Origin of the sequence: Kitasatospora sp. NPDC059146 (genome assembly GCF_042786665.1) — a bacterium.
Taxonomy (GTDB): domain Bacteria; phylum Actinomycetota; class Actinomycetes; order Streptomycetales; family Streptomycetaceae; genus Kitasatospora.
Map to the genome: position 1 here is coordinate 53,513 of NZ_JBHZCY010000019.1, position 18,291 is coordinate 71,803.

Consider the following 18,291-nt stretch of genomic DNA (forward strand, 5'->3'; position numbering starts at 1 on the left):
CTGTGCTCATGCAGGCATTGCGTGGTCGCAGGCCGGGTCCGTACCCGTATGCCGCGCGCCGGAGCCGTCGAAGAGGCCCGCCGCCTGCCTGGGAACGAATCCTGCCCCGACCGGCCCCGAGAAAGCCAATCGGGCCCCGGCCGAGCCACCCGAACATCGCCCGCCCGTTGGAGGTGTGACGCTCCGTCGGCTCCGGCGGACCGGGCGCGGACGGCGGTCAGGATGACACGCCGGAAGACCAGGGGGACGTTCCGTACTTGTCGGACACGCCTGCCCCGGCCAGGGCTACCGTACGCCCTAGGCACGACAAGCCCAAACACGCCCCTCGCCCTTGTGTCGCAAGGGTTCGGGGCGCGCTTGGGCGGGTATGGCCGCTAATCGGACATTTGACCGATCGGCGACCGGCCCGCGAGCCGGGCCGTCCGGCGCCCGGCCGGGGCCGTCAGAGCTTGACGGTGGGGAAGGCCGAGGTGTCCAGCGTGCCGACGATGCCGGGGGTCGGACGGGCCGGTACGGCGGGCTCCTGGGCGTCCGCCAGGGCCGCCTCGCGCACCGCCGCGGCGACGGTCTTGGCGACGTCCTTGTGGAAGACGCTGGGGATGATGTAGTTCGCGTTCAGCTCGTCGTCGGCGACGGTGGTGGCCAGCGCGCGGGCCGCGGCGATCATCATCTCGGTGTTGACCGTGCGGCTCTGGGCGTCCAGCAGGCCGCGGAAGACACCCGGGAAGACCAGCACGTTGTTGATCTGGTTCGGGAAGTCGCTGCGGCCGGTGGCGACCACGGCGGCGGTCTGCCGGGCCACCCCGGGGTCGACCTCCGGGTCCGGGTTGGCCAGCGCGAAGACGATCGACCGCTCCGCCATGGTGGCCAGGTCGTCGCCGTCCAGGACGTTCGGGGCCGAGACGCCGATGAACACGTCCGCGCCCGCCACGGCCTCCTTGAGGCTGCCGGTGCGGCCCGAGCGGTTGGTGTGCTCGGCGATCCAGCGCAGGCTGTCGTTGAGGTCCTCACGGCCCTGGTGGACCACGCCGTGCACGTCGGCGACGGTGGCGTGCTCGACACCGGCGGCCAGCAGCAGCTTGAGGATGGCGGTGCCGGCCGCGCCGGCGCCCGACATCACCACGCGGATGTCGCCGATCTCCTTGCCGACCACCTTCAGCGCGTTGGTGAGGGCGGCCAGCACCACGATCGCGGTGCCGTGCTGGTCGTCGTGGAAGACCGGGATGTCCAGGGCCTCGCGCAGCCGGGCCTCGATCTCGAAGCAGCGCGGCGCGGAGATGTCCTCCAGGTTGATCCCGGCGAAGCCCGGGGCGATCGCCTTGACGATGGCGACGATCTCGTCGCTGTCCTGGGTGTCCAGGCAGATCGGCCAGGCGTCGATCCCGGCGAAGCGCTTGAACAGGGCCGCCTTGCCCTCCATGACGGGCAGCGCGGCCGCCGGGCCGATGTTGCCCAGGCCCAGCACCGCCGAGCCGTCGGTGACCACGGCGACGCTGTTGCGCTTGATGGTCAGGCGGCGGGCGTCCTCGGGGTTCTCGGCGATCGCCATGCAGACCCGGGCCACGCCCGGGGTGTAGATCATGCTGAGGTCGTCACGGTTGCGGATCGGCAGCTTCGAGGACATCTCGATCTTGCCGCCGAGGTGCATCAGGAAGGTGCGGTCCGAGACCTTGCCGATCGACACGCCGTCGATCGCCCGGAGCTTCTCGACGATCTCCTCGCCGTGCGCCACCGAGGAGGCCGCGACCGTCACGTCGATCCGCAGCGCCTCCAGGCCGGAGGCGGTGACGTCGAGACCGGTCACCGATCCGCCGGAGGACTCCACTGCCGTGGTGATCGCGCTGACCGCGTTGCCGCGGGCCGGGACCTCCAGTCGCACCGTGATCGAGTTGGAGACACTGGGCACCGTCGCCATCGACGCTTCCTTCTTCCGTCTGTCCCGCAGGCTCAACATTTTGTTGAAGGCATCGCCTGCGCATGCTAGACCTCGATCGTCGCACCTTCCAAGGGGTTGCCAGAAATAACGTTCATTGAGTGTGCGGATCCGACAAGCGGGCCGCGTCGCCCACAGTCTCCGGGCGCACACTCCTTGCCTCTCCCGGCCGATGCGTTACATTGGACGGGACACCGGCTCGATCCAAGCCCCCGGGCCCAACCTTCGTCCCTCAGAGGGACCACTTGCCGCGAGGCGAGCATGGCGGGTCGGTGTCGTCAACGTCCGAAGGCCCCTCACCAGCGGTGAGGGGCCTTCGTCGTGGGTGCGTCAGCCGTGCAGCAGCGCGGGCACGCCGGCCGCGTCCGGCAGGTCGTCAGGGCCGGACAGCACCGTCAGCCGCTGGGTCGCCCGGGTGAGCGCCACGTAGAGCACCCGCAGGCCCGCCTCCGACTCGCCGGCGATGCCGGTCGGGTCGGCGACCACCGTCGCGTCGTACTCCAGGCCCTTGGCCTCCAGGCTGCCCAGCACCACCGCGCGCCCCCCCAGGCCCTCGGCCCAGCCGGCCGCCTCGGCCCGGCGGTCCATCGGCACCACGATCGCCACGGTGCCGTCCACCTCGCCCAGCAGCCGCTCCAGCTCGCTCCGGGCGGCCCGGCCGAAGGCCTCCGGCGCGGGGTCGGTGACGGCCGCGAAGCGCGGCTCCACGCCGACGTGGCGCACCGCGCTCGGCGAGGGCGTGCCCGGCGCGGCCAGCGCCAGCACCTTCGCCGCGACCTCGGCGATCTCGGCCGGGTTGCGGTAGTTGACGGTCAGCGTGAAGCGGCGGCGCGGCTTGCCCGCCAGCACCTCGTCCAGCGCGGCCTGGGCCTCCTGGGGGAACGGCCAGGAGGACTGCGCCGGGTCGCCGACGATGGTCCAGGTGGCCATCCGGGAGCGCCGGCCGATCATCCGCCACTGCATCGGGGTGAGGTCCTGGGCCTCGTCCACGATCACGTGGGCGTACTCCTTGCGCTCCACCGGCTGGCGCTCGCGCTGGCGGGAGTTGCGGTCGGCGAAGGTGGTGACCTCCTCCAGGCCGCTCAGCAGGTCCACCGCGTCCACCTCGCGGACCTTCGGACGGGCCGGCTCGCCGAGCAGCACCTGCAGCTCGTCCACCAGTGCCACGTCGTGCGCGGACAGCCCGCCCTCGCCCTGCGGCGACAGGTGGCGCCAGGAGGCGGCCAGCAGCCTGGCCTCGTCCGGGGTCACGGCACGGCGGGCGATCCGGTTGGTGTGCCGGGTCTGCTTGAGCGTGCCGAGCACCCGGCGCGGGGTCAGCGCGGGCCACCAGGCGTCCAGGAAGTCCAGGAACGACGACTCGTCGGAGACGTAGTCGTCGAAGGACTCCTTCTCCTCCTGGCGCTGCTCCCGGGCGTAGTGGTCGGTGGGCTTGGGCAGGTGCCTGATCGCCTCCTGCCACAGGGCGTCCAGCAGCAGCCGGCGGGCGCGCGGGCGCAGCAGGTTCAGCGGGGTGCCGCCGGAGCCCACCACGTTGCCGCGGACGGACCTCAGCCGGCCCGCGTCCAGCTTCAGCACCTCGCCGCGGGCGACCACCTTGAGCTCCTGCGGGGCGCCCAGCTCCAGCGCCGCCCGGGCCGCCCGCCGCAGCAGGTGCACCATCCGGGCCGAGCCCTTGACCCGGGCCGCCTCCGGGGCGTCGTAGGTGTCGGCCTCGATGCCGTCCACCAGCGAGCCGACCGCGCGGATCGCGACCTGGCCCTCCTCGCCGAGCGAGGGCAGCACGCCCTCGGTGTAGGAGACCAGCAGCGCGGTGGGCGAGACCACCAGGATGCCCCCGGCGTAGCGGCGGCGGTCCTGGTAGAGCAGGTACGCGGCGCGGTGCAGGGCGACGGCGGTCTTGCCGGTGCCGGGGCCGCCGGTGACGAGGGTGGCCCCGGCCGCGGCGGCCCGGATCACCTCGTCCTGCTCCTTCTGGATCGAGGAGACGATGTCGCGCATCGAGTGGCTGCGGGCGCGGCCCAGCGAGGCCATCAGCGCGCCGTCGCCGACCACGGCCAGCTCCCGGCCGCCCAGGGTCGGGGTGAGGTCGGGGCGCAGCAGGTCGTCCTCGACGCCGATCACCTTGCGGCCCTTGGAGCGGATCACCCGGCGGCGGATCACCCGGCCGGGCTCCACCGGGGTGGCGCGGTAGAACGGCGCGGCGGCCGGGGCCCGCCAGTCGATCACCAGCGGGCCGAACTCGGCGTCCAGCACGCCCAGGCGGCCGATGTGCAGGGTCTCGGCGACGGCCGGGTCGGCCGGGTCGAGCGGGGTGTTCGAGGGGATGCCGTGTTCCTCCGGCGCGTCGGCCTGCTGGAGGTCGATCCGGCCGAAGAGGAAGTCCTCGAACTCGTTGTTGAGCCGTTGGAGGTGCGCGCCGGCCCGGTAGACCTGGGCGTCGCGCTCGGCGAGGGCGCCGGGAGTACCGACCTGGACCCGCTTGGCGGCGTCCTCCAGGATGTACTCCGCCTCGGCGAGCTTCTCCTCCAGCCGGTGGTAGACGGTGTCGAGGTGCTGCTGTTCACCGGCGATCTCACGCTCGCGGACGGTCTCGTGATCGGTGGTGGGGGTGGTGTCCGTGTTGCTCTGCATGGCCTCGGGGGTTGCGACGGAATCCGGCTCCGGAAAACGAGCGGACGGATGATCCTACGCCGCGACCCCCCGCACGCGCTGCTCCGGAACGTACAAAAATCGAAGGCCGCCCTCCGCATCAGCGGTGGACGGCCTTCGGTGTGAACATGGGGTGGTGGAGATGCCGGGAATCGAACCCGGGTCCAGTGGAGTTAATTCAGGGCTTCTCCGAGCGCAGTCCGCTGTGATTTTCTCGGCCCTGGCGGTCACACGGACAAGCCGCCAACAGGCCCAGCTGCTGTTTGATTTCCCATCCACCCTCGCAGCCCGGGCGGACGGTTGAGTTCCCTAGATTATGCCAGGGTCCGGGTCGGGAACTCCCCGGTCTGACACCCAAGCGCTATCGGTGCTTATTAGGCAGCGAGAGCGAACTGCTGGGAATCGCGCTTAGAGTTGGCGATTATTTTTTTGCGACACGTGGTTAACGAGATCATTGCCGCGTTCCTCGGCTCGCTTCCCCTGTTTCAACATCCCCTGTCGAAACCGATCATCCCCATGTTTTGTTGAGAAACAGCTCGGACGGTGACCGTCCGTGTTGCTGACGCCATAGTACGCGAGGCGACGGGCGAGGGTCCAGCGGATTAACCCTGGCGCCGCCGGGCCGCCGCCACCGCGCGGGCCGTCTCGCGGGTGTCCTGCTTCTCCCGCAGCGTCTGGCGCTTGTCGTACAGCTTCTTGCCGACCGCCAGCGCGAGTTCGAGCTTGACCCGGCCGTCCTTGAAGTACAGGGACAGCGGGACCAGGGTGTGGCCCGCGTCGCGGACCTTGGTCTCGATCTTCTGGATCTCCATCCTGTGCAGCAGCAGCTTGCGCTTGCGCCGGGCCGCGTGGTTGGTCCACGTCCCCTGGGTGTACTCGGGGATGAAGACGTTGTCGATCCAGGCCTCGCGGTTCTGGATGTAGGCGTAGCCGTCGACCAGGTTGGCCCGCCCCTCGCGCAGCGACTTGACCTCGGTGCCGGTGAGCACGAGGCCGCACTCGTAGGTGTCGAGGATCGTGTACTCGTGTCGCGCCTTCTTGTTCTGCGCGATCAGCTTGTGTCCGGTTTCCTTTGCCATAGCGCGGCCATTCTCGCACTTCGACGCCGGATCGGGCAGCCGCTTTACCGCCGGGCGGCCGGGTCAGGACCGGGTGCCGAGCCCGGCCAGGACGCGCAGGGCGAGCGCGTCGGCGTCCTCGCCCGCGGCGGCCGGGACGTCCGGGGTCAGGCCGGTGCCGTCCAGGGAGCGTCCGGCCGGGGTGTAGTAGCGGCCGACGGTCAGCTCCAGCACCGCGCCGTCGGCGAGCCGGCTGGGCTGCTGGACGGTGCCCTTGCCGAAGGTCCGGGAGCCCACCACCACGGCGCGGCTGCGGTCCTGGAGGGCCCCGGCGAGCAGTTCGGCGGCGCTCATCGTGCCGCCGTCCACCAGCACCACCAGCGGGCTGCGCCGGTCGCCGCCGGGTGGGGCGGTCAACTCCCGCTTCTCGCCGCGCTCCTGGTAGGAGCCGACGGCGCCGCCGTCCAGGAAGCTCCCGGCGGTGCCGACGGCCTCGTCCAGCAGCCCGCCGGAGTTGCCGCGCAGGTCGAGCACCACCCCGGCGTGCGGGGCGCGCAGCGCGGCGCGCACCTGGTCGGCCACGCCGCTGGTGAAGCCCCGGACGGTGATCCGCAGCACGCCCTTGTCCAGGTGCTCCGCGGTGACCTGCCGGCTGTCCAGCAGCACCCGCCGCAGCCGCAGTTCGCGCACCTCGCCGCCGTCGCGCTGGACGGCCAGGGTGACCTCGGAGCCGGCCCGGCGCTCGTCGCCCTGCCCGCGCAGCCGGGCGACCACCTCGGTGACCGGCAGCCGGTCGGCCTGGTCCCGGTCGATCCGCAGCAGCCGGTCGCCGGGGGCGATCCCGGCCTCGGCGGCCGGTCCGGCCGGGGTGACCTGGGAGACCGAGGTGACGCCGTCCTCGCCGCGGCCGACCGACAGCCCGACCCCGGGGTAGCGGCCGTCCAGGCCCTGGCTGAACTCGGCGTACTCCTGGGCGCTGTAGTACGCGCCCCAGCGGTCGCCGCCGGCCGCCAGCAGGTGCTCGGCCTGCTGCTCGGACAGCGCGGCGCCCGCCGGGTCCGCCGGGAGCCCGGCGGCGGCCGGGGCGAGGTCGGCGGAGGCCCGGCGCGGCGGGTCGCCCGGGCCGTCCCAGGCGCCGGTCGCGGCGCCGCCCAGCAGCACGGCACCGAACACCAGGCTGAGCGCGGCCACCTGACGTGCCCTGCGCGGAGTTTGCAGCATGGCAACGGAGTGTAGACACCGCTCCGCGCGCGACGGGCCGGAACGGCGGAGCGCGGAACGGCGACGGCCCCGTACGGCGCAGTGCCGTACGGGGCCGAAGCGACTTCCGGGGGTCAGACCTTGAGGTACTTGCGCAGCGTGAAGAACGCCGCGATGCCGGCCATGCCCATACCGACCACGACCAGCAGCGGGATCACCGCCAGCACCGAGCCGAGGCCGATGAAGTGGATGAACTGCACCCGGTCGGCGAGCCAGCCCTGGACGAAGAAGTGCCCGCCGACCAGCAGGCCGGAGGCCAGCGCCGCGCCGAGCAGCGCGGAGAACGCGGCCTCGGCGATGAACGGCATCTGGACGTAGAAGTTCGAGGCACCGACCAGGCGCATGATGCCGGTCTCGCGCCGCCTGCTGTACGCCGACACCCGGACGGTGTTGACGATCAGCAGCAACGCGACGAACAGCATCAGCACCATGATCACGAACGCCGCCGTCTGCAGGCCGTTGAGCAGGCCGAACAGGTTCTCCAGGATCTTCCGCTGGTCCTCGACCGACTTGACGCCGGGCTTGCCCGCGAAGGCGCTCTGGATGACGTCGTACTTGGTCGGGTCGTTGAGCTTGACCCGCCAGGACTGCGGCATGGCGTCCGGGCCCAGGACGGAGATGAGCGGATTGTCCGGGTTCATGTCCTTCCAGTGCTTGTACGCCTCCGCGGAGCTCTCGTACGTGGACGACTGGACCACCGAACTCATCTTGTCCAACTGGTCCTTGATGTCCTGGACCTGCTGGTCGGTGGCCGCACCCTTGTCGCACTGGGGCGAGTTGCGGGCATCCGCCTTGGTACAGAAGTAGATGCTCACCTCGACCTTGTCGTACCAGTACCCCTTCATGGAGTTCACCTGGTCGCGGACCAGGAGCGAGGAACCGGCGAGGGCGAGGGAGAGCGCGACGCTGACCACGACCGCGATGGTCATGGTCAGATTGCGTCGGAGACCCACACCGATCTCCGACAGGACGAACTGGGCACGCATGCGGGAAACAACTCCAGGGTCGGTACTGCGCGGTCTGGCGGTCCGGGCCGGCGGGCCCTACGGGTCAGCGCTGGTCGGTCAGTGCTGGTATCCGTAGACGCCGCGGGCCTGGTCGCGGACGAGCAGCCCCTTGTCGAGCTCGATGACGCGCTTGCGCATCTGGTCGACGATGGCCTGGTCGTGGGTGGCCATCAGCACCGTGGTGCCGGTGCGGTTGATCCGGTCGAGCAGCTTCATGATGCCGACCGAGTTCTGCGGGTCCAGGTTTCCGGTGGGCTCGTCCGCGATGAGCAGCATCGGGCGGTTCACGAAGGCACGGGCGATCGCGACGCGCTGCTGCTCACCACCGGACAGCTCGCCGGGCATCCGGTCCTCCTTGCCGCCGAGGCCGACCAGCTCCAGCACCTCGGGCACCACCTTGTTGATGGCGCTCTTGGGCTTGCCGATCACCTCCAGCGCGAAGGCGACGTTCTGCGCGACGGTCTTGTTCGGCAGCAGGCGGAAGTCCTGGAAGACGGTGCCCAGCTGGCGGCGCATGTGCGGCACCTTCCAGTTGGACAGCTTGCCGAGGTCCTTGCCCAGCACGTGCACCGCGCCCGTGGAGGGACGTTCCTCCCGCAGGCACAGTCGCAGGAAGGTGGACTTTCCCGAGCCGGACGAGCCGACCAGGAAGACGAACTCGCCCTTCTCGATCTCCAGCGAGACGTTGTCCAGGGCGGGACGGTTCTGCTTGGGATAGGTCTTGGAGACGTTGTCGAATCTGATCACGGCTGCATCACGGAGGCCATCCTAGGCGGCGCCAGTCCTCGGTCGATCCGCCCCGGAGGCCCGGCCCGGGGGCGGGCGATGGGAGCGCGGAGGGCCGCTCCCGGTCTGGGACCATACGCGAACCTGCGGTGGGCCCGCAGGGACAGCCCAGGACGGATTCCGGAATCTGGGGGAGAATGTCCGGTTGTGCCCCGATAATTGCGAGCCATCTCACAGCCCGGGAGCCGGAACGGCCAGAACCTGGCAGAGTGGAGGTGGCGACCGTGTCCGGCCGCTCCCCCGTACAGGGCAGACTCCCCCGTACAGGTAGGAAGAGGGAACCAAAGCCCCGTCCGGTGCGTTGCTGTAGCAGCGAGGAGGAGATCGCATGACCTGCGACCATCTGGTGTGCGCCAACTGCAACGGCCGCGTCAGCGACGGGCGTTGCCCGGTGTGCCGCGCCAACCGGGCCCGGCTGCAGGAGCAGCAGGGGCCGTTCGCCGCACTCTCCCCCGCGATGCTGCTGGCCCTGCTGGCCGGACTGCTCGCGGTGGCGCTGATCGCGCGGCAGGCGCTGGCCTGACGAACCTGCGGTACGACGAAGGGCCCCGACCGCTGCGGTCGGGGCCCTTCGCGTGTGCCTGCTGTTACTCGGCGCTGGTCTCGCGCTGCTTGCGCCAGCGGATCCCGGCCTCGATGCTGTGCTTGATTTTCATCGAGGCCGGACTCCTTACGCCTCGTTCGAGGTCTCGCGCTGCTTGCGCCAGCGGATCCCGGCCTCGATGAAGCCGTCGATGTCGCCGTCCAGGACCGCCTGCGGGTTGCCCGCCTCGTACGCGGTGCGGACGTCCTTGACCATCTGGTACGGGTGCAGCACGTAGGAGCGCATCTGGTTGCCCCAGGAGCTGCCGCTGTCCTTGAGCGCGTCCATCGCCGCGCGCTCCTCCTGGCGGCGCCGCTCCAGCAGCTTGGCCTGGAGGACGTTCATCGCCGAGGCCTTGTTCTGGATCTGCGAGCGCTCGTTCTGGCAGGAGACCACCACGCCGGTCGGGATGTGCGTGATGCGCACCGCCGAGTCGGTGGTGTTGACGCCCTGGCCGCCGGGGCCGGAGGCGCGGTAGACGTCGATGCGCAGCTCGCCCTCGTCGATGTCGACGTGGTCGGACTGTTCGACGACCGGGAGCACCTCGACGCCGGCGAAGGAGGTCTGCCGGCGGCCCTGGTTGTCGAAGGGCGAGATGCGGACCAGGCGGTGGGTGCCCTGCTCGACCGAGAGGGTGCCGTACGCGTAGGGCGCCTTCACGGTGAAGGTCGCGGACTTGATGCCGGCCTCTTCGGCGTACGAGGTGTCGTACACCTCGGTCGGGTAGCCGTGCCGCTCGGCCCAGCGCAGGTACATGCGCATCAGCTGCTCGGCGAAGTCGGCGGCGTCCACGCCACCGGCCTCGGCACGGATGTTGATCAGCGCCTCGCGGGCGTCGTACTCACCGGAGAGGAGGGTGCGGACCTCCAGCTCCTCGACGGCCTTCTGGAGCGAGACCAGCTCGGCCTCGGCCTCGGTGCGGGTGTCCGCGTCGTCCTCGGCCTCGGCGAGTTCGAACAGCACGCCCAGGTCGTCGATGCGGCTGCGGAGGCCCTCGACGCGGCGCAGTTCGCCCTGGAGGAAGGAGAGCCGACTGGTCACCTTCTGTGCGTTCGCGACGTCGTCCCACAGGGTGGGGGCGGCTGCCTCCTCCTCCAGGACCGCGATGTCGGCCCGGATCTTGTCCAGGTCGAGGACGGCCTCGATCGACCCCATGGTCGTATCGAGGTTCTTGAGCTCTTCGGAAGGATCGACGGCTGCCACGCCCCCAGCGTAATGGTTCCGGGGGTGCTCATGACGACACCCCCGGTTCCAGCGCCGTTCCCCGCGGGCTACGGAGCCCGCGGAGCGGTGCCGTGCACGGCCGGGCGGGCCGGGTGGCCGCCGCCCGGTTCGGTGGCCGCGAAGGCCGTCCAGGCCGCGGCGGCGCCCGCCAGCAGCAGCACGGTGGCCAGCAGGACGGCCAGCAGCCGGCGTCGGCGCAGCAGCGCCGCGCGGTCCCGGCGGTGGCCCGGCGCGGTGCGCTGGGCGCGGGACTCGGCGGCGTACGCGGCCAGCTCGTCGGCCGAGGGGCGGCGCAGGCTGGTGTGGGTGTCCCGGGTGGAGTCCGGGGCGACGCCCGGCACCAGCGGGACGGCCGGGCCGCGGCGGCGCTTGTGGGTGCCCGGGCCGGCGTCCACCTCGGCGTAGACCGCCTCGCCCGGGGTCAGCTGCTCCTCGGCCGGGGCGCGGCCCTGGGAGGGCACCGCCAGCACCGGCAGACCGGCCAGCGAGGGCAGCTGCTCACGCAGCCGGGCGGCCAGCTCGGCGGCGCGCAGCCGGGAGGCCGGGGCCTTGGCCAGGCACTCGGAGATGACCCGCCACAGCCCGTCCGGCAGGCCGGGGATCGGCGGCACCTGCTCGGTGACGTGCCGGCGCAGCACCGCGCCGGTGTGGCCGCCGCCGAACGGGGTGGAGCCGGCCAGCAGCTCGTACAGCACGGTGGCGAGGGCGTAGATGTCGACGGCGGCGCGCGGCTCCAGGCCCTCGATGATCTCGGGGGCGAGGTAGTCGGGGGTGCCGATGATCCGGGTGGCCCGGGTGCGGCGCGGGGCGTCGACCAGGCGGGCCACCCCGAAGTCGGTGAGCTTGGCGCGCGGGGCGCCGCCCGGGCCGGGCGCGGCGGCGAGGTCGAGCAGGACGTTCTCCGGCTTGACGTCGCGGTGGACGATCCCGGCCGCGTGCGCGGCCGCCAGGCCGTCGGCGACGTCGGCGATGATCGAGGCGGCGGCCTGCGGCGGGAGGGCGCCGTCCCGCTCCAGCCGGGAGCGCAGGTCGGTGCCCTGGACGAGTTCCATCACCAGCGCGAGGTCGCTGCCGTCCACGACCATGTCGCGCACGCCGACCACCCGGGGGTGGTCGAGGCTGGTCAGCGCGGTGCGCTCCTGGACGAAGCGGCCGACCAGCACCTGGTCGGCGGCGAGGTCCTCGCGCAGCAGCTTGACCGCCACCGGGCCGTCGGGCCCCTCACCGAGCCAGACCGTCCCGGCCGAACCCCGGCCGATCACCTGGTGGACGGTGTACCGGCTGCCGATCTTGCGTGCCAATGCTGCTCCGTGGGCGGCGCGGGAGCGCTCCGGGGGTCCGGGCGCGCTCGGTGGGGCGGGACAACAGCGACCAACCTACGCGCCCGGACCCCCCGTGCGGGCCGCCTGGGGGCCGTGGAGCGGCACTCGGGGGCGAGAAATCTCGGGAATTGTCGACAAAGCGTCAATCATGGCTTCCGGGGCGGGACCGGACGCCCGGTCAGCCGCCGGGGCGGCCGGTCGCCCCGGCCCGCACCCCGTCGGCCGCCCGGGCCCGCGTCAGCCGTTGGAACTGCCGATGACGCTGTTCACCCAGTCCCGGGCGGAGTCGAACCAGCCCACGACGTTGTCCCAGTAGTGCGGCAGCGGCGTGAAGTTCCACAGCGCCAGCGCGGCCACCGCCAGCACCAGCAGCACCATCAGGCAGCCCTTGAGACAGCCCAGCCCCGGGATGTACATCCGGTTGCGGCTGCGCGGACGCCGCTCGCGCGGCGGGGCGCTCTCCCGGCGGGACGGCTCCCGCGGCTCCTCCCGCGGCGGCCGGGACTCCCGGTGCTGCGGCGCGGGCGGCTCGGCCCGGCGCGGCACCGGGGTGGGCGCGGGCGGCGGCGGGTAGCCGCCCTGCGGCCCGCCCTGGCCGGACGGGGCCTGCCGGTAGCCGCCGGGCGGCTGCGGACGGCCGCCGCCCTGGCCGCCCTGCCCGCCCTGGTTGACCTGGTAGGGCGGCGGGGCGACCGGCGGGCGCTGGGCGTAGCCGGGCGGCGGCGCCTGGCGGCGCTGGTCCGGGCGGTAGCCGGCCGGGGGCTGCGGCTGGTAGCCGGGCGCGCCCTGGCCGGCGTGACCGCCCTGGCCGCCCTGCTGGGCCTGGCCCCCCTGGTGCGCCTGGTAGGGCGGCGGGGCGACCTGCGGGTCCTCGAAGTCCTCCGGCCCGAAGTAGCCGACCTGGGTCTGCTGGTTGCGGTCGCGCGCCGCCCTCAGCTGGGTCTGCCAGGGGTGCGGCGCCTCCTCCGGCGGCGGCCCGGCCGGGGCGACCGGCGGGGGCGGCGGCACGGCGGTGGGCGGCATCACCTGGGTGCGGTCCTGGGTGCCGTACGGGGGCGCGGGCGGCGGCTGGGTGCCCATCACCCGGGTCGCCGCGGCCGGGTCGTACTGCCCGGCCGGGTCGTACGGCGGGACGCCCGGGGGCGGGGGCAGCACCTGGGTGCGGTCGTCGGCCCCGAACGGTCCGGGCCCGCCGGGGGCCACCGGCACGGTGCCGGGCACGGCGGTCGGCCGCGGGTCCGGCAGCAGCAGGGCGCCGACCGCCAGGGCCTCGTCCACCGCCGCCGGCGAGGCGTGCACGCCGACCCCGGCCGCGACCACCCGCAGGGCGCGGGCCAGCACGGTGGCGCTCGGCCGCTGTGCCGGGTCCTTGCGCAGGCAGCGCTCGATCACCGTCCAGAGCGGCTCGGGCATGGTGCTGGGCCGCTGCGGCTCCTGCGCCAGGTGGGCCTGGAGCACCGCCAGGGCGCTGTCGCCCTGGAACGGCTGGCGGCCGGTGACCAGCTCGTACAGCATGATCCCGGCGCCGTAGACGTCCACCGCGGAGGTCTGCGGGCGGCCCTCGGCGGACTCCGGCGCGACGTACGCGGGGGTGCCGACGAACTCGTGGGTGCGGGTGACGCCCGGGGAGTCGGCCAGCCGGGCGATGCCGAAGTCGGTGAGCAGCGGGTGCATCTGCTCGGTGCCCTGCACCCCGGTGGAGGCGAGCAGCACGTTGGCCGGCTTGAGGTCGCGGTGGACGATGCCGTCCGCGTGGCTGGCCGCCAGCGCGTCCGCGACCTGGGCCATCAGCAGGGAGCCGGCGATCGGGCTGAACGGGCCGTTGGCGCGCAGGTAGCGGGCCAGGTCGGGGCCCTCCACCAGGTCCATCACCAGCGCCAGCAGCTCGCCCTCGACGACCAGGTCGCGGACCCGGACGATGTTCGGGTGGCTCAGCCGCAGCAGCAGCGAACGCTCGCGCAGGAAGCGCATCACCACGTCCGGGTCGGCCGCCAGTTCCTCGCGCAGCACCTTGATGGCCACCTGCTGCCCGGGCTCGCTGCCCGGCACCTGGACGTCCTGGCGCACCAGACCGCGCCAGACCGTCCCGGTGGCACCCCGCCCCAGGGTCTCCTCAAGCAGATACTTGCTGCCGACTGGCCGCACCTGTCGCACTCCTCGCCGTGCCGCCCGCGGGGCGCTCCCCCGCCGGTGTGCGGTGAGCCTGCCGGGCCCGTGTTTGCGGCCACTCTAACGGTGTCCGTACGGGTTTTTGAGGTGACCGGCTGGCGGTCGGAGCAGGGTTGGGGGACATCCCCTAGGGAACCACCCGGAGGCGGCCGCCGGGCCCCTCGGCCGGGCGGGCGGAGCGACGGTTGACCTGACCCTCCGTCGCCTCCACCATGGCGATGATCGCAAGATCGTCAAATCCGGTACGGTGCGCGGACCGTCCGCGCCGGATGGCAGGATGGACACTCGCCACTCGTGTGGCCCAAGGGTCGCCGCGATCGCCCCGCGCGTGCGCGACGACACCGGGCAGCGGTACCAGGCATCACACCAGCAGAAGGGACCCGCGGGCGAGATGCAGATCCGGCTGACCGTCCTCCGACCGCGCAGCGGCCCGACCGCCGCCGGCTCCGCCATCCCCTACGTGGACGTGCTGGTCACCGCACCCGTCGGCACCGCGCTCGGCGCCATCGCGGGCGCACTCGCGGGCGCCGTCGGCGTGCGCGGGCCACGGGCCGCCACCCATGTGCACCTGTACGCCGGGGCGCACCGGGTGGACGAGCACACCCTCCTCGGCCACCCCCCGCTGCTCGACGGCGCCGTGCTCAGCCTCAACGAGCCCGACCCCACCGCCGACGACCCCGACGACACCCGCGCCGCGGCCGAACTTCGCGTGGTCGGCGGCCCGGACGCCGGCGGCGTGCACCGGCTGCACGGCCGGGAGATCCGGATCGGCCGCTCCGGCGAGGCCGACGTCCCGCTCGACGACCCGGACGTCTCCCGGCTGCACCTCGCCCTGCACCTCGGCGAGGACGGCCGGGCCACCGTCCGCGACCTCGGCTCCACCAACGGCACCACCCTGGACGGCCGGATCGTCCCGCCCCTGCCGCCCGAGGCCGCCGTCCCCCTGGAACACGGCGCGCTGCTGCGGATCGGCGAGTCCACCCTCCAGGTCCTCGAACCGCTCGGCGAGCCGGCCCGCGCCGCCCTGCCCGACGGCAACGGCCACCTCCAGCTCGCCGCCCCCGGCCCCGTCCGGCCCGCGCCGCCCGTCCTCGAACCGCCCACCGCCCCCGAGCCCGCCCCGGGCCGCGGCCGCGGCCTCCTCGCCCTGCTGCCCGGCCGCGCCGCCGAGCCGCCCGGCCAGGAGAGCGCCGAACGCCACCACACCGCCGTACGGCTGCGCCAGGCCGCCGCCCAGCGGGAGCGCTGGCCCGACCTCGCCACCGTGCTGCTCAACGCCGTCGGCCCCGGCCCCCGACTGTGGGAGCGCGGCCCCGGCCACCCCGACGCGCTCACCCTGCGGCTGGGCACCGCCGACCGCCCCGGCGGCGCCGGCACCACCCCCGGCACCATGCTGCCCGCCGTCCCCGTCACCCTCGACCTCCAGACCGCCGGCAGCCTCGGCCTCAGCGGCCCGCGCGAACGCCTGGACGCGCTCACCCGCGCCGTCGTCGCCCAGCTCGCCGCACTGCACCCGCCGACCGGACTGAGCCTCGTCGTGGTCGACGCCGACCCGGCCCGCAGCCCCGAGGACCGCGTCGACACCTGGGCCTGGGCGCTGTGGCTGCCCCACCTGCGCCCCGTCGACGGCCAGGACTGCCGCCTGCTGACCGGCTTCGACGACGACCAGGCCACCGCCCGGCTCACCGAGCTCACCGCCCGGCTCAGCGGCCCGACCGGCCCCGGCGGCCACCCCGCCACCGTGGTCGTGGTGGACGGCCGCCCGGCCACCGAGGCCGCCCGGCACGCGCTCGACCTGCTGCTGCGCCAGGGCCCGGCGGTCGGCATCTTCCCGGTCTGCCTCGCCGAACAGCCCGAACTGCTCCCCCGCGGCCTCGGCGCCACCGCCCTGATCACCGGCGAGGTCGGCACCCAGCTCTCCCTGGACCGCCCGGTCGCCCGCGGCCGGGAAACCCTGCACGAGGTCTCGCTGGACGCCGTCTCCGACGCCTGGGCCGAACGGCTGGCCCGCCTCCTCGCCCCGCTGCGCGAAGCCGCCCCGGTCTCCCGCGGCCCGCTGCCGGACGCGCTGCGGCTGCTCGACCTGCTCCAGCTCGACACCGTCACCCCGGCCAAGCTCTCCGCCCGCTGGGCCGCCCACGCCGGCGGCATCGGCGCCGCCACCGCCCTGCTCGGCACCACCCGGGACGAGCTGTGCACCCTCGACCTGGCCGACCCCGAACTCACCCTGCCCTCCCCCGACCCGGGCGGCCCCCACCTGCTGATCGGCGGCGCCCGCGGCTCCGGCAAGACGGAGCTGCTGCGCACCCTGGTCGCCTCGCTCGCCGTCTCCGAGCGGCCCGAGCGCCTCGCCGTCACCCTCATCGAGGGCCGGGCCACCGGCGACGGCCAGGACGGACTGGACGGCTGCACCGAGCTGCCGCACGTCACCGGCCGGGTGAACGCCGTCGCCGACCCGCGCGCCGCACTCCTCGCCGCCGAGGCGCTGGAGGACGAACTCGCCCTGCGGGAGCGGCTGTTCGACGGGCTGGACTTCGCCTCCTGGCACGCCGCCCGGATCTTGGACGGGCACATCCTGGACGGACACGGCCTGGACGGGCAGCGGCTGGACGACCACGGCGCGACCTCCGTACCGGTCCCCGCCACCGTCGGCGCCGGCACCACCTCCACCGCGGCGCGGATCATCCAGCCGCGCAGCGCCGAGGACTCCCGGCCGTCCGCCGCCCCCACGGGCCCCGTCCCGGCCCGGCTGGTCGTCGTCGTCGACGACTACGACGCCCTGCTCTCCCCCACCTCCCCGGTCGGCCGCCCGCTGGCCCGCGCGCTCGCCGCCGTCGCCCGGCGCGGCGGCCCGCTCGGCATCCACCTCGCCGTCGCCACCGGCCGCCCCGAGGAGAGCGCCGGCACCGAGGTCGACGAGGCCGCCCTGCTGCGGATCGCCCTGCGCACCGAGGACCCGGCCGACTCCGACCTGCTGATCCACCTCGGCGACGCGGCCGCCCTCCCCGAGGACACCCCCGGCCGCGGCTACCTGCGCCGCCCGGACGGCGGCGTCACCGCCTTCCAGACCGCCCGCATCAGCGGCCGCATCCCGCGCACCGCCACCCTGCGCCCCACCGTGGTCGCGATAGACCCCCTCCAGCTGGGCGCACCGCCCGCCCGCCGCCCGGTCCGCGAACTCGGCAACGGCCCCACCGACCTCGCCCTCCTCGCCAGCGCCCTCCAGCGCGCTGCCTCCCGCTAGGGTCCGCACGCGGGGCTTCGGCGCCACCTGCGCAGGAAGTCGACCGGACCGACTTCCTGTGCAGAGAACAAGAGGCGTTTCGCTCCGCTGTGGGAATGCGAGCACGGAGAACACGAAGCCCGCCTTCGAGATGATCTCGAAGGCGGGCCCCAGCACCGGAACCGTCGCGGTCAGGCGGTCAGACGCACTTGATGTCGCGGTTGGCCACGGCCATGCCGACGACCTTGCCGCCGTCCACGGTGAACTCGTACTTCCAGCCCTGCTGTCCCTCGACCGGCAGCTCGTACTTGCCGCTCTTGGCCAGCTGGAGGCCCTTGGCGCCGTACGCCTGCTGGAGGGCGTCCAGGGTGGAGCCGGCACCGATGCCCTCGGCGGTCCTGGCCTCGGCCGGGGCGACCAGTTCGCGCAGGCCGGTGGCGGCGAAGGAGACCCGGCCGGTGGCCAGGAAGGCCTTGTCCTTGGCCTCGCGGGCCACCCACATGTCCGCGATGGACTTGGTGGCGTCGGCCATCAGCTTGGCGGTGGCGGCCGAGTCCTTGGCCGCGGCGGCCGAACCGGCGGCGGCCGCGGCGGCATCCTTCGCGGAGGCCCCTGGCGGCAGCGTGCCCGCCGGGGCGGGGGCCTTGCCCTGGGCCGCGTCCGCCTGGGCATTGAGGTCCTTGTAGCGGGCCTCGGTGGCCGCCTCGGCGTCCATCCGGGTCTTGTCCGGTGCCGGGCCGCCCTTGTAGACGAAGTCGGTGCAGCCGTCGAGCAGCGAGACCGGCGCCGCCTCCAGCGCACCGGTGGCCAGCCCGGCGTCCTTCGCCGTCCCCGGCTTGAGGCCGCGGTAGCCGGCCGCCGAGAAGGCCTCCGGCGCCTTGGACGTCGGCGCCGCCGAGGCCGTGGCGGTGGAGTCGGCCTTCGCCGTGTCCTTCTTGTCGTCGTTGCCGCAGGCCGCCGCTCCGGCGACCAGCAGCACCACCGAGACGGCCGCGCCCACTGCGCGGATCGGTCCCCGGTTCTTCCCCATGTCGATTCCCCCAAAGTTCGTTCGGGAGCACCGTATCGAACGTG

12 protein-coding genes and 1 other RNA gene are annotated in these 18,291 nt (G+C 73.5%); 2 read left to right on the forward strand and 11 right to left on the reverse strand.

The genetic code is table 11. From position 1 onward, the window contains the following. Positions 1-442: 442 nt before the first annotated feature. The 7 genes from ACFXPX_RS11500 to ftsE all read right to left on the reverse strand — a co-directional run bounded on the left by ACFXPX_RS11500 (position 443) and on the right by ftsE (position 8,657). Positions 443-1,915, reverse strand: coding sequence for an NAD-dependent malic enzyme (locus ACFXPX_RS11500; protein ID WP_375882994.1), 1,473 nt, complete (start codon positions 1,913-1,915; stop codon positions 443-445). A gap of 348 nt (positions 1,916-2,263) precedes the next feature. Next, entirely contained in the window at positions 2,264-4,567 is a 2,304-nt protein-coding gene (locus ACFXPX_RS11505) for a HelD family protein (protein WP_375882992.1), read from the reverse strand. A gap of 152 nt (positions 4,568-4,719) precedes the next feature. Next, positions 4,720-5,101, reverse strand: a transfer-messenger RNA (tmRNA) gene (ssrA, locus tag ACFXPX_RS11510). An 86-nt stretch (positions 5,102-5,187) separates the two neighbouring features. Further along, a complete protein-coding gene (gene smpB / locus ACFXPX_RS11515) occupies positions 5,188-5,664 on the reverse strand; it encodes an SsrA-binding protein SmpB (RefSeq protein WP_350504740.1) in 477 nt (158 codons plus the stop codon). A gap of 63 nt (positions 5,665-5,727) precedes the next feature. Continuing rightward, positions 5,728-6,864, reverse strand: a complete 1,137-nt coding sequence (locus ACFXPX_RS11520) for a S41 family peptidase (protein WP_375882990.1) — start codon at positions 6,862-6,864, stop codon at positions 5,728-5,730. 113 nt (positions 6,865-6,977) lie between these two features. Further along, positions 6,978-7,889, reverse strand: a complete 912-nt coding sequence (gene ftsX, locus ACFXPX_RS11525) for a permease-like cell division protein FtsX (protein ID WP_350504738.1) — start codon at positions 7,887-7,889, stop codon at positions 6,978-6,980. 78 nt (positions 7,890-7,967) lie between these two features. Continuing rightward, positions 7,968-8,657 carry a cell division ATP-binding protein FtsE gene (ftsE, locus tag ACFXPX_RS11530; protein ID WP_030059730.1) on the reverse strand — a complete coding sequence of 230 codons (690 nt, stop codon included), beginning with the start codon at positions 8,655-8,657 and terminating at the stop codon, positions 7,968-7,970. A 367-nt stretch (positions 8,658-9,024) separates the two neighbouring features. On the opposite strand from ftsE, the gene ACFXPX_RS11535 reads away from it, so the two are divergent. Further along, the gene (locus ACFXPX_RS11535) at positions 9,025-9,219 is read left to right on the forward strand and encodes a hypothetical protein (RefSeq protein ID WP_030059729.1); all 195 of its coding nucleotides are present in this window, start codon (positions 9,025-9,027) and stop codon (positions 9,217-9,219) included. 147 nt (positions 9,220-9,366) lie between these two features. Here ACFXPX_RS11535 and prfB read toward each other — a convergent pair whose 3' ends face one another. The 3 genes from prfB to ACFXPX_RS11550 form a co-directional block, all read right to left on the reverse strand. Next, positions 9,367-10,482, reverse strand: a complete 1,116-nt coding sequence (prfB, locus tag ACFXPX_RS11540) for a peptide chain release factor 2 (protein ID WP_380589507.1) — start codon at positions 10,480-10,482, stop codon at positions 9,367-9,369. A 68-nt stretch (positions 10,483-10,550) separates the two neighbouring features. Then, a complete protein-coding gene (locus tag ACFXPX_RS11545; protein WP_375882985.1) occupies positions 10,551-11,804 on the reverse strand; it encodes a serine/threonine-protein kinase in 1,254 nt (417 codons plus the stop codon). A 258-nt stretch (positions 11,805-12,062) separates the two neighbouring features. Further along, positions 12,063-13,970 (reverse strand): serine/threonine-protein kinase, encoded by a 1,908-nt coding sequence (locus tag ACFXPX_RS11550; protein ID WP_380589510.1) that lies wholly within the window; start codon positions 13,968-13,970, stop codon positions 12,063-12,065. 352 nt (positions 13,971-14,322) lie between these two features. Between ACFXPX_RS11550 and ACFXPX_RS11555 the strand changes: the two genes are divergently transcribed. Then, on the forward strand, positions 14,323-17,238 hold the full coding sequence (locus tag ACFXPX_RS11555; RefSeq protein WP_380589513.1) for an FtsK/SpoIIIE domain-containing protein: 2,916 nt from the start codon (positions 14,323-14,325) through the stop codon (positions 17,236-17,238). A 178-nt stretch (positions 17,239-17,416) separates the two neighbouring features. Here ACFXPX_RS11555 and ACFXPX_RS11560 read toward each other — a convergent pair whose 3' ends face one another. Next, on the reverse strand, positions 17,417-18,247 hold the full coding sequence (locus tag ACFXPX_RS11560; protein WP_380589516.1) for a hypothetical protein: 831 nt from the start codon (positions 18,245-18,247) through the stop codon (positions 17,417-17,419). Between the last annotated feature and the right edge of the window lie 44 nt (positions 18,248-18,291).

Coding starts and splice junctions, on each gene's coding strand:
- ACFXPX_RS11500 (WP_375882994.1), bottom strand. CDS start 1,915: ATGGCGACGGTGCCCAGTGTCTCCAACTCGATCACGGTGCGACTGGAG.
- ACFXPX_RS11505 (WP_375882992.1), bottom strand. CDS start 4,567: ATGCAGAGCAACACGGACACCACCCCCACCACCGATCACGAGACCGTC.
- smpB (WP_350504740.1), bottom strand. CDS start 5,664: ATGGCAAAGGAAACCGGACACAAGCTGATCGCGCAGAACAAGAAGGCG.
- ACFXPX_RS11520 (WP_375882990.1), bottom strand. CDS start 6,864: ATGCTGCAAACTCCGCGCAGGGCACGTCAGGTGGCCGCGCTCAGCCTG.
- ftsX (WP_350504738.1), bottom strand. CDS start 7,889: ATGCGTGCCCAGTTCGTCCTGTCGGAGATCGGTGTGGGTCTCCGACGC.
- ACFXPX_RS11535 (WP_030059729.1), top strand. CDS start 9,025: ATGACCTGCGACCATCTGGTGTGCGCCAACTGCAACGGCCGCGTCAGC.
- ACFXPX_RS11560 (WP_380589516.1), bottom strand. CDS start 18,247: ATGGGGAAGAACCGGGGACCGATCCGCGCAGTGGGCGCGGCCGTCTCG.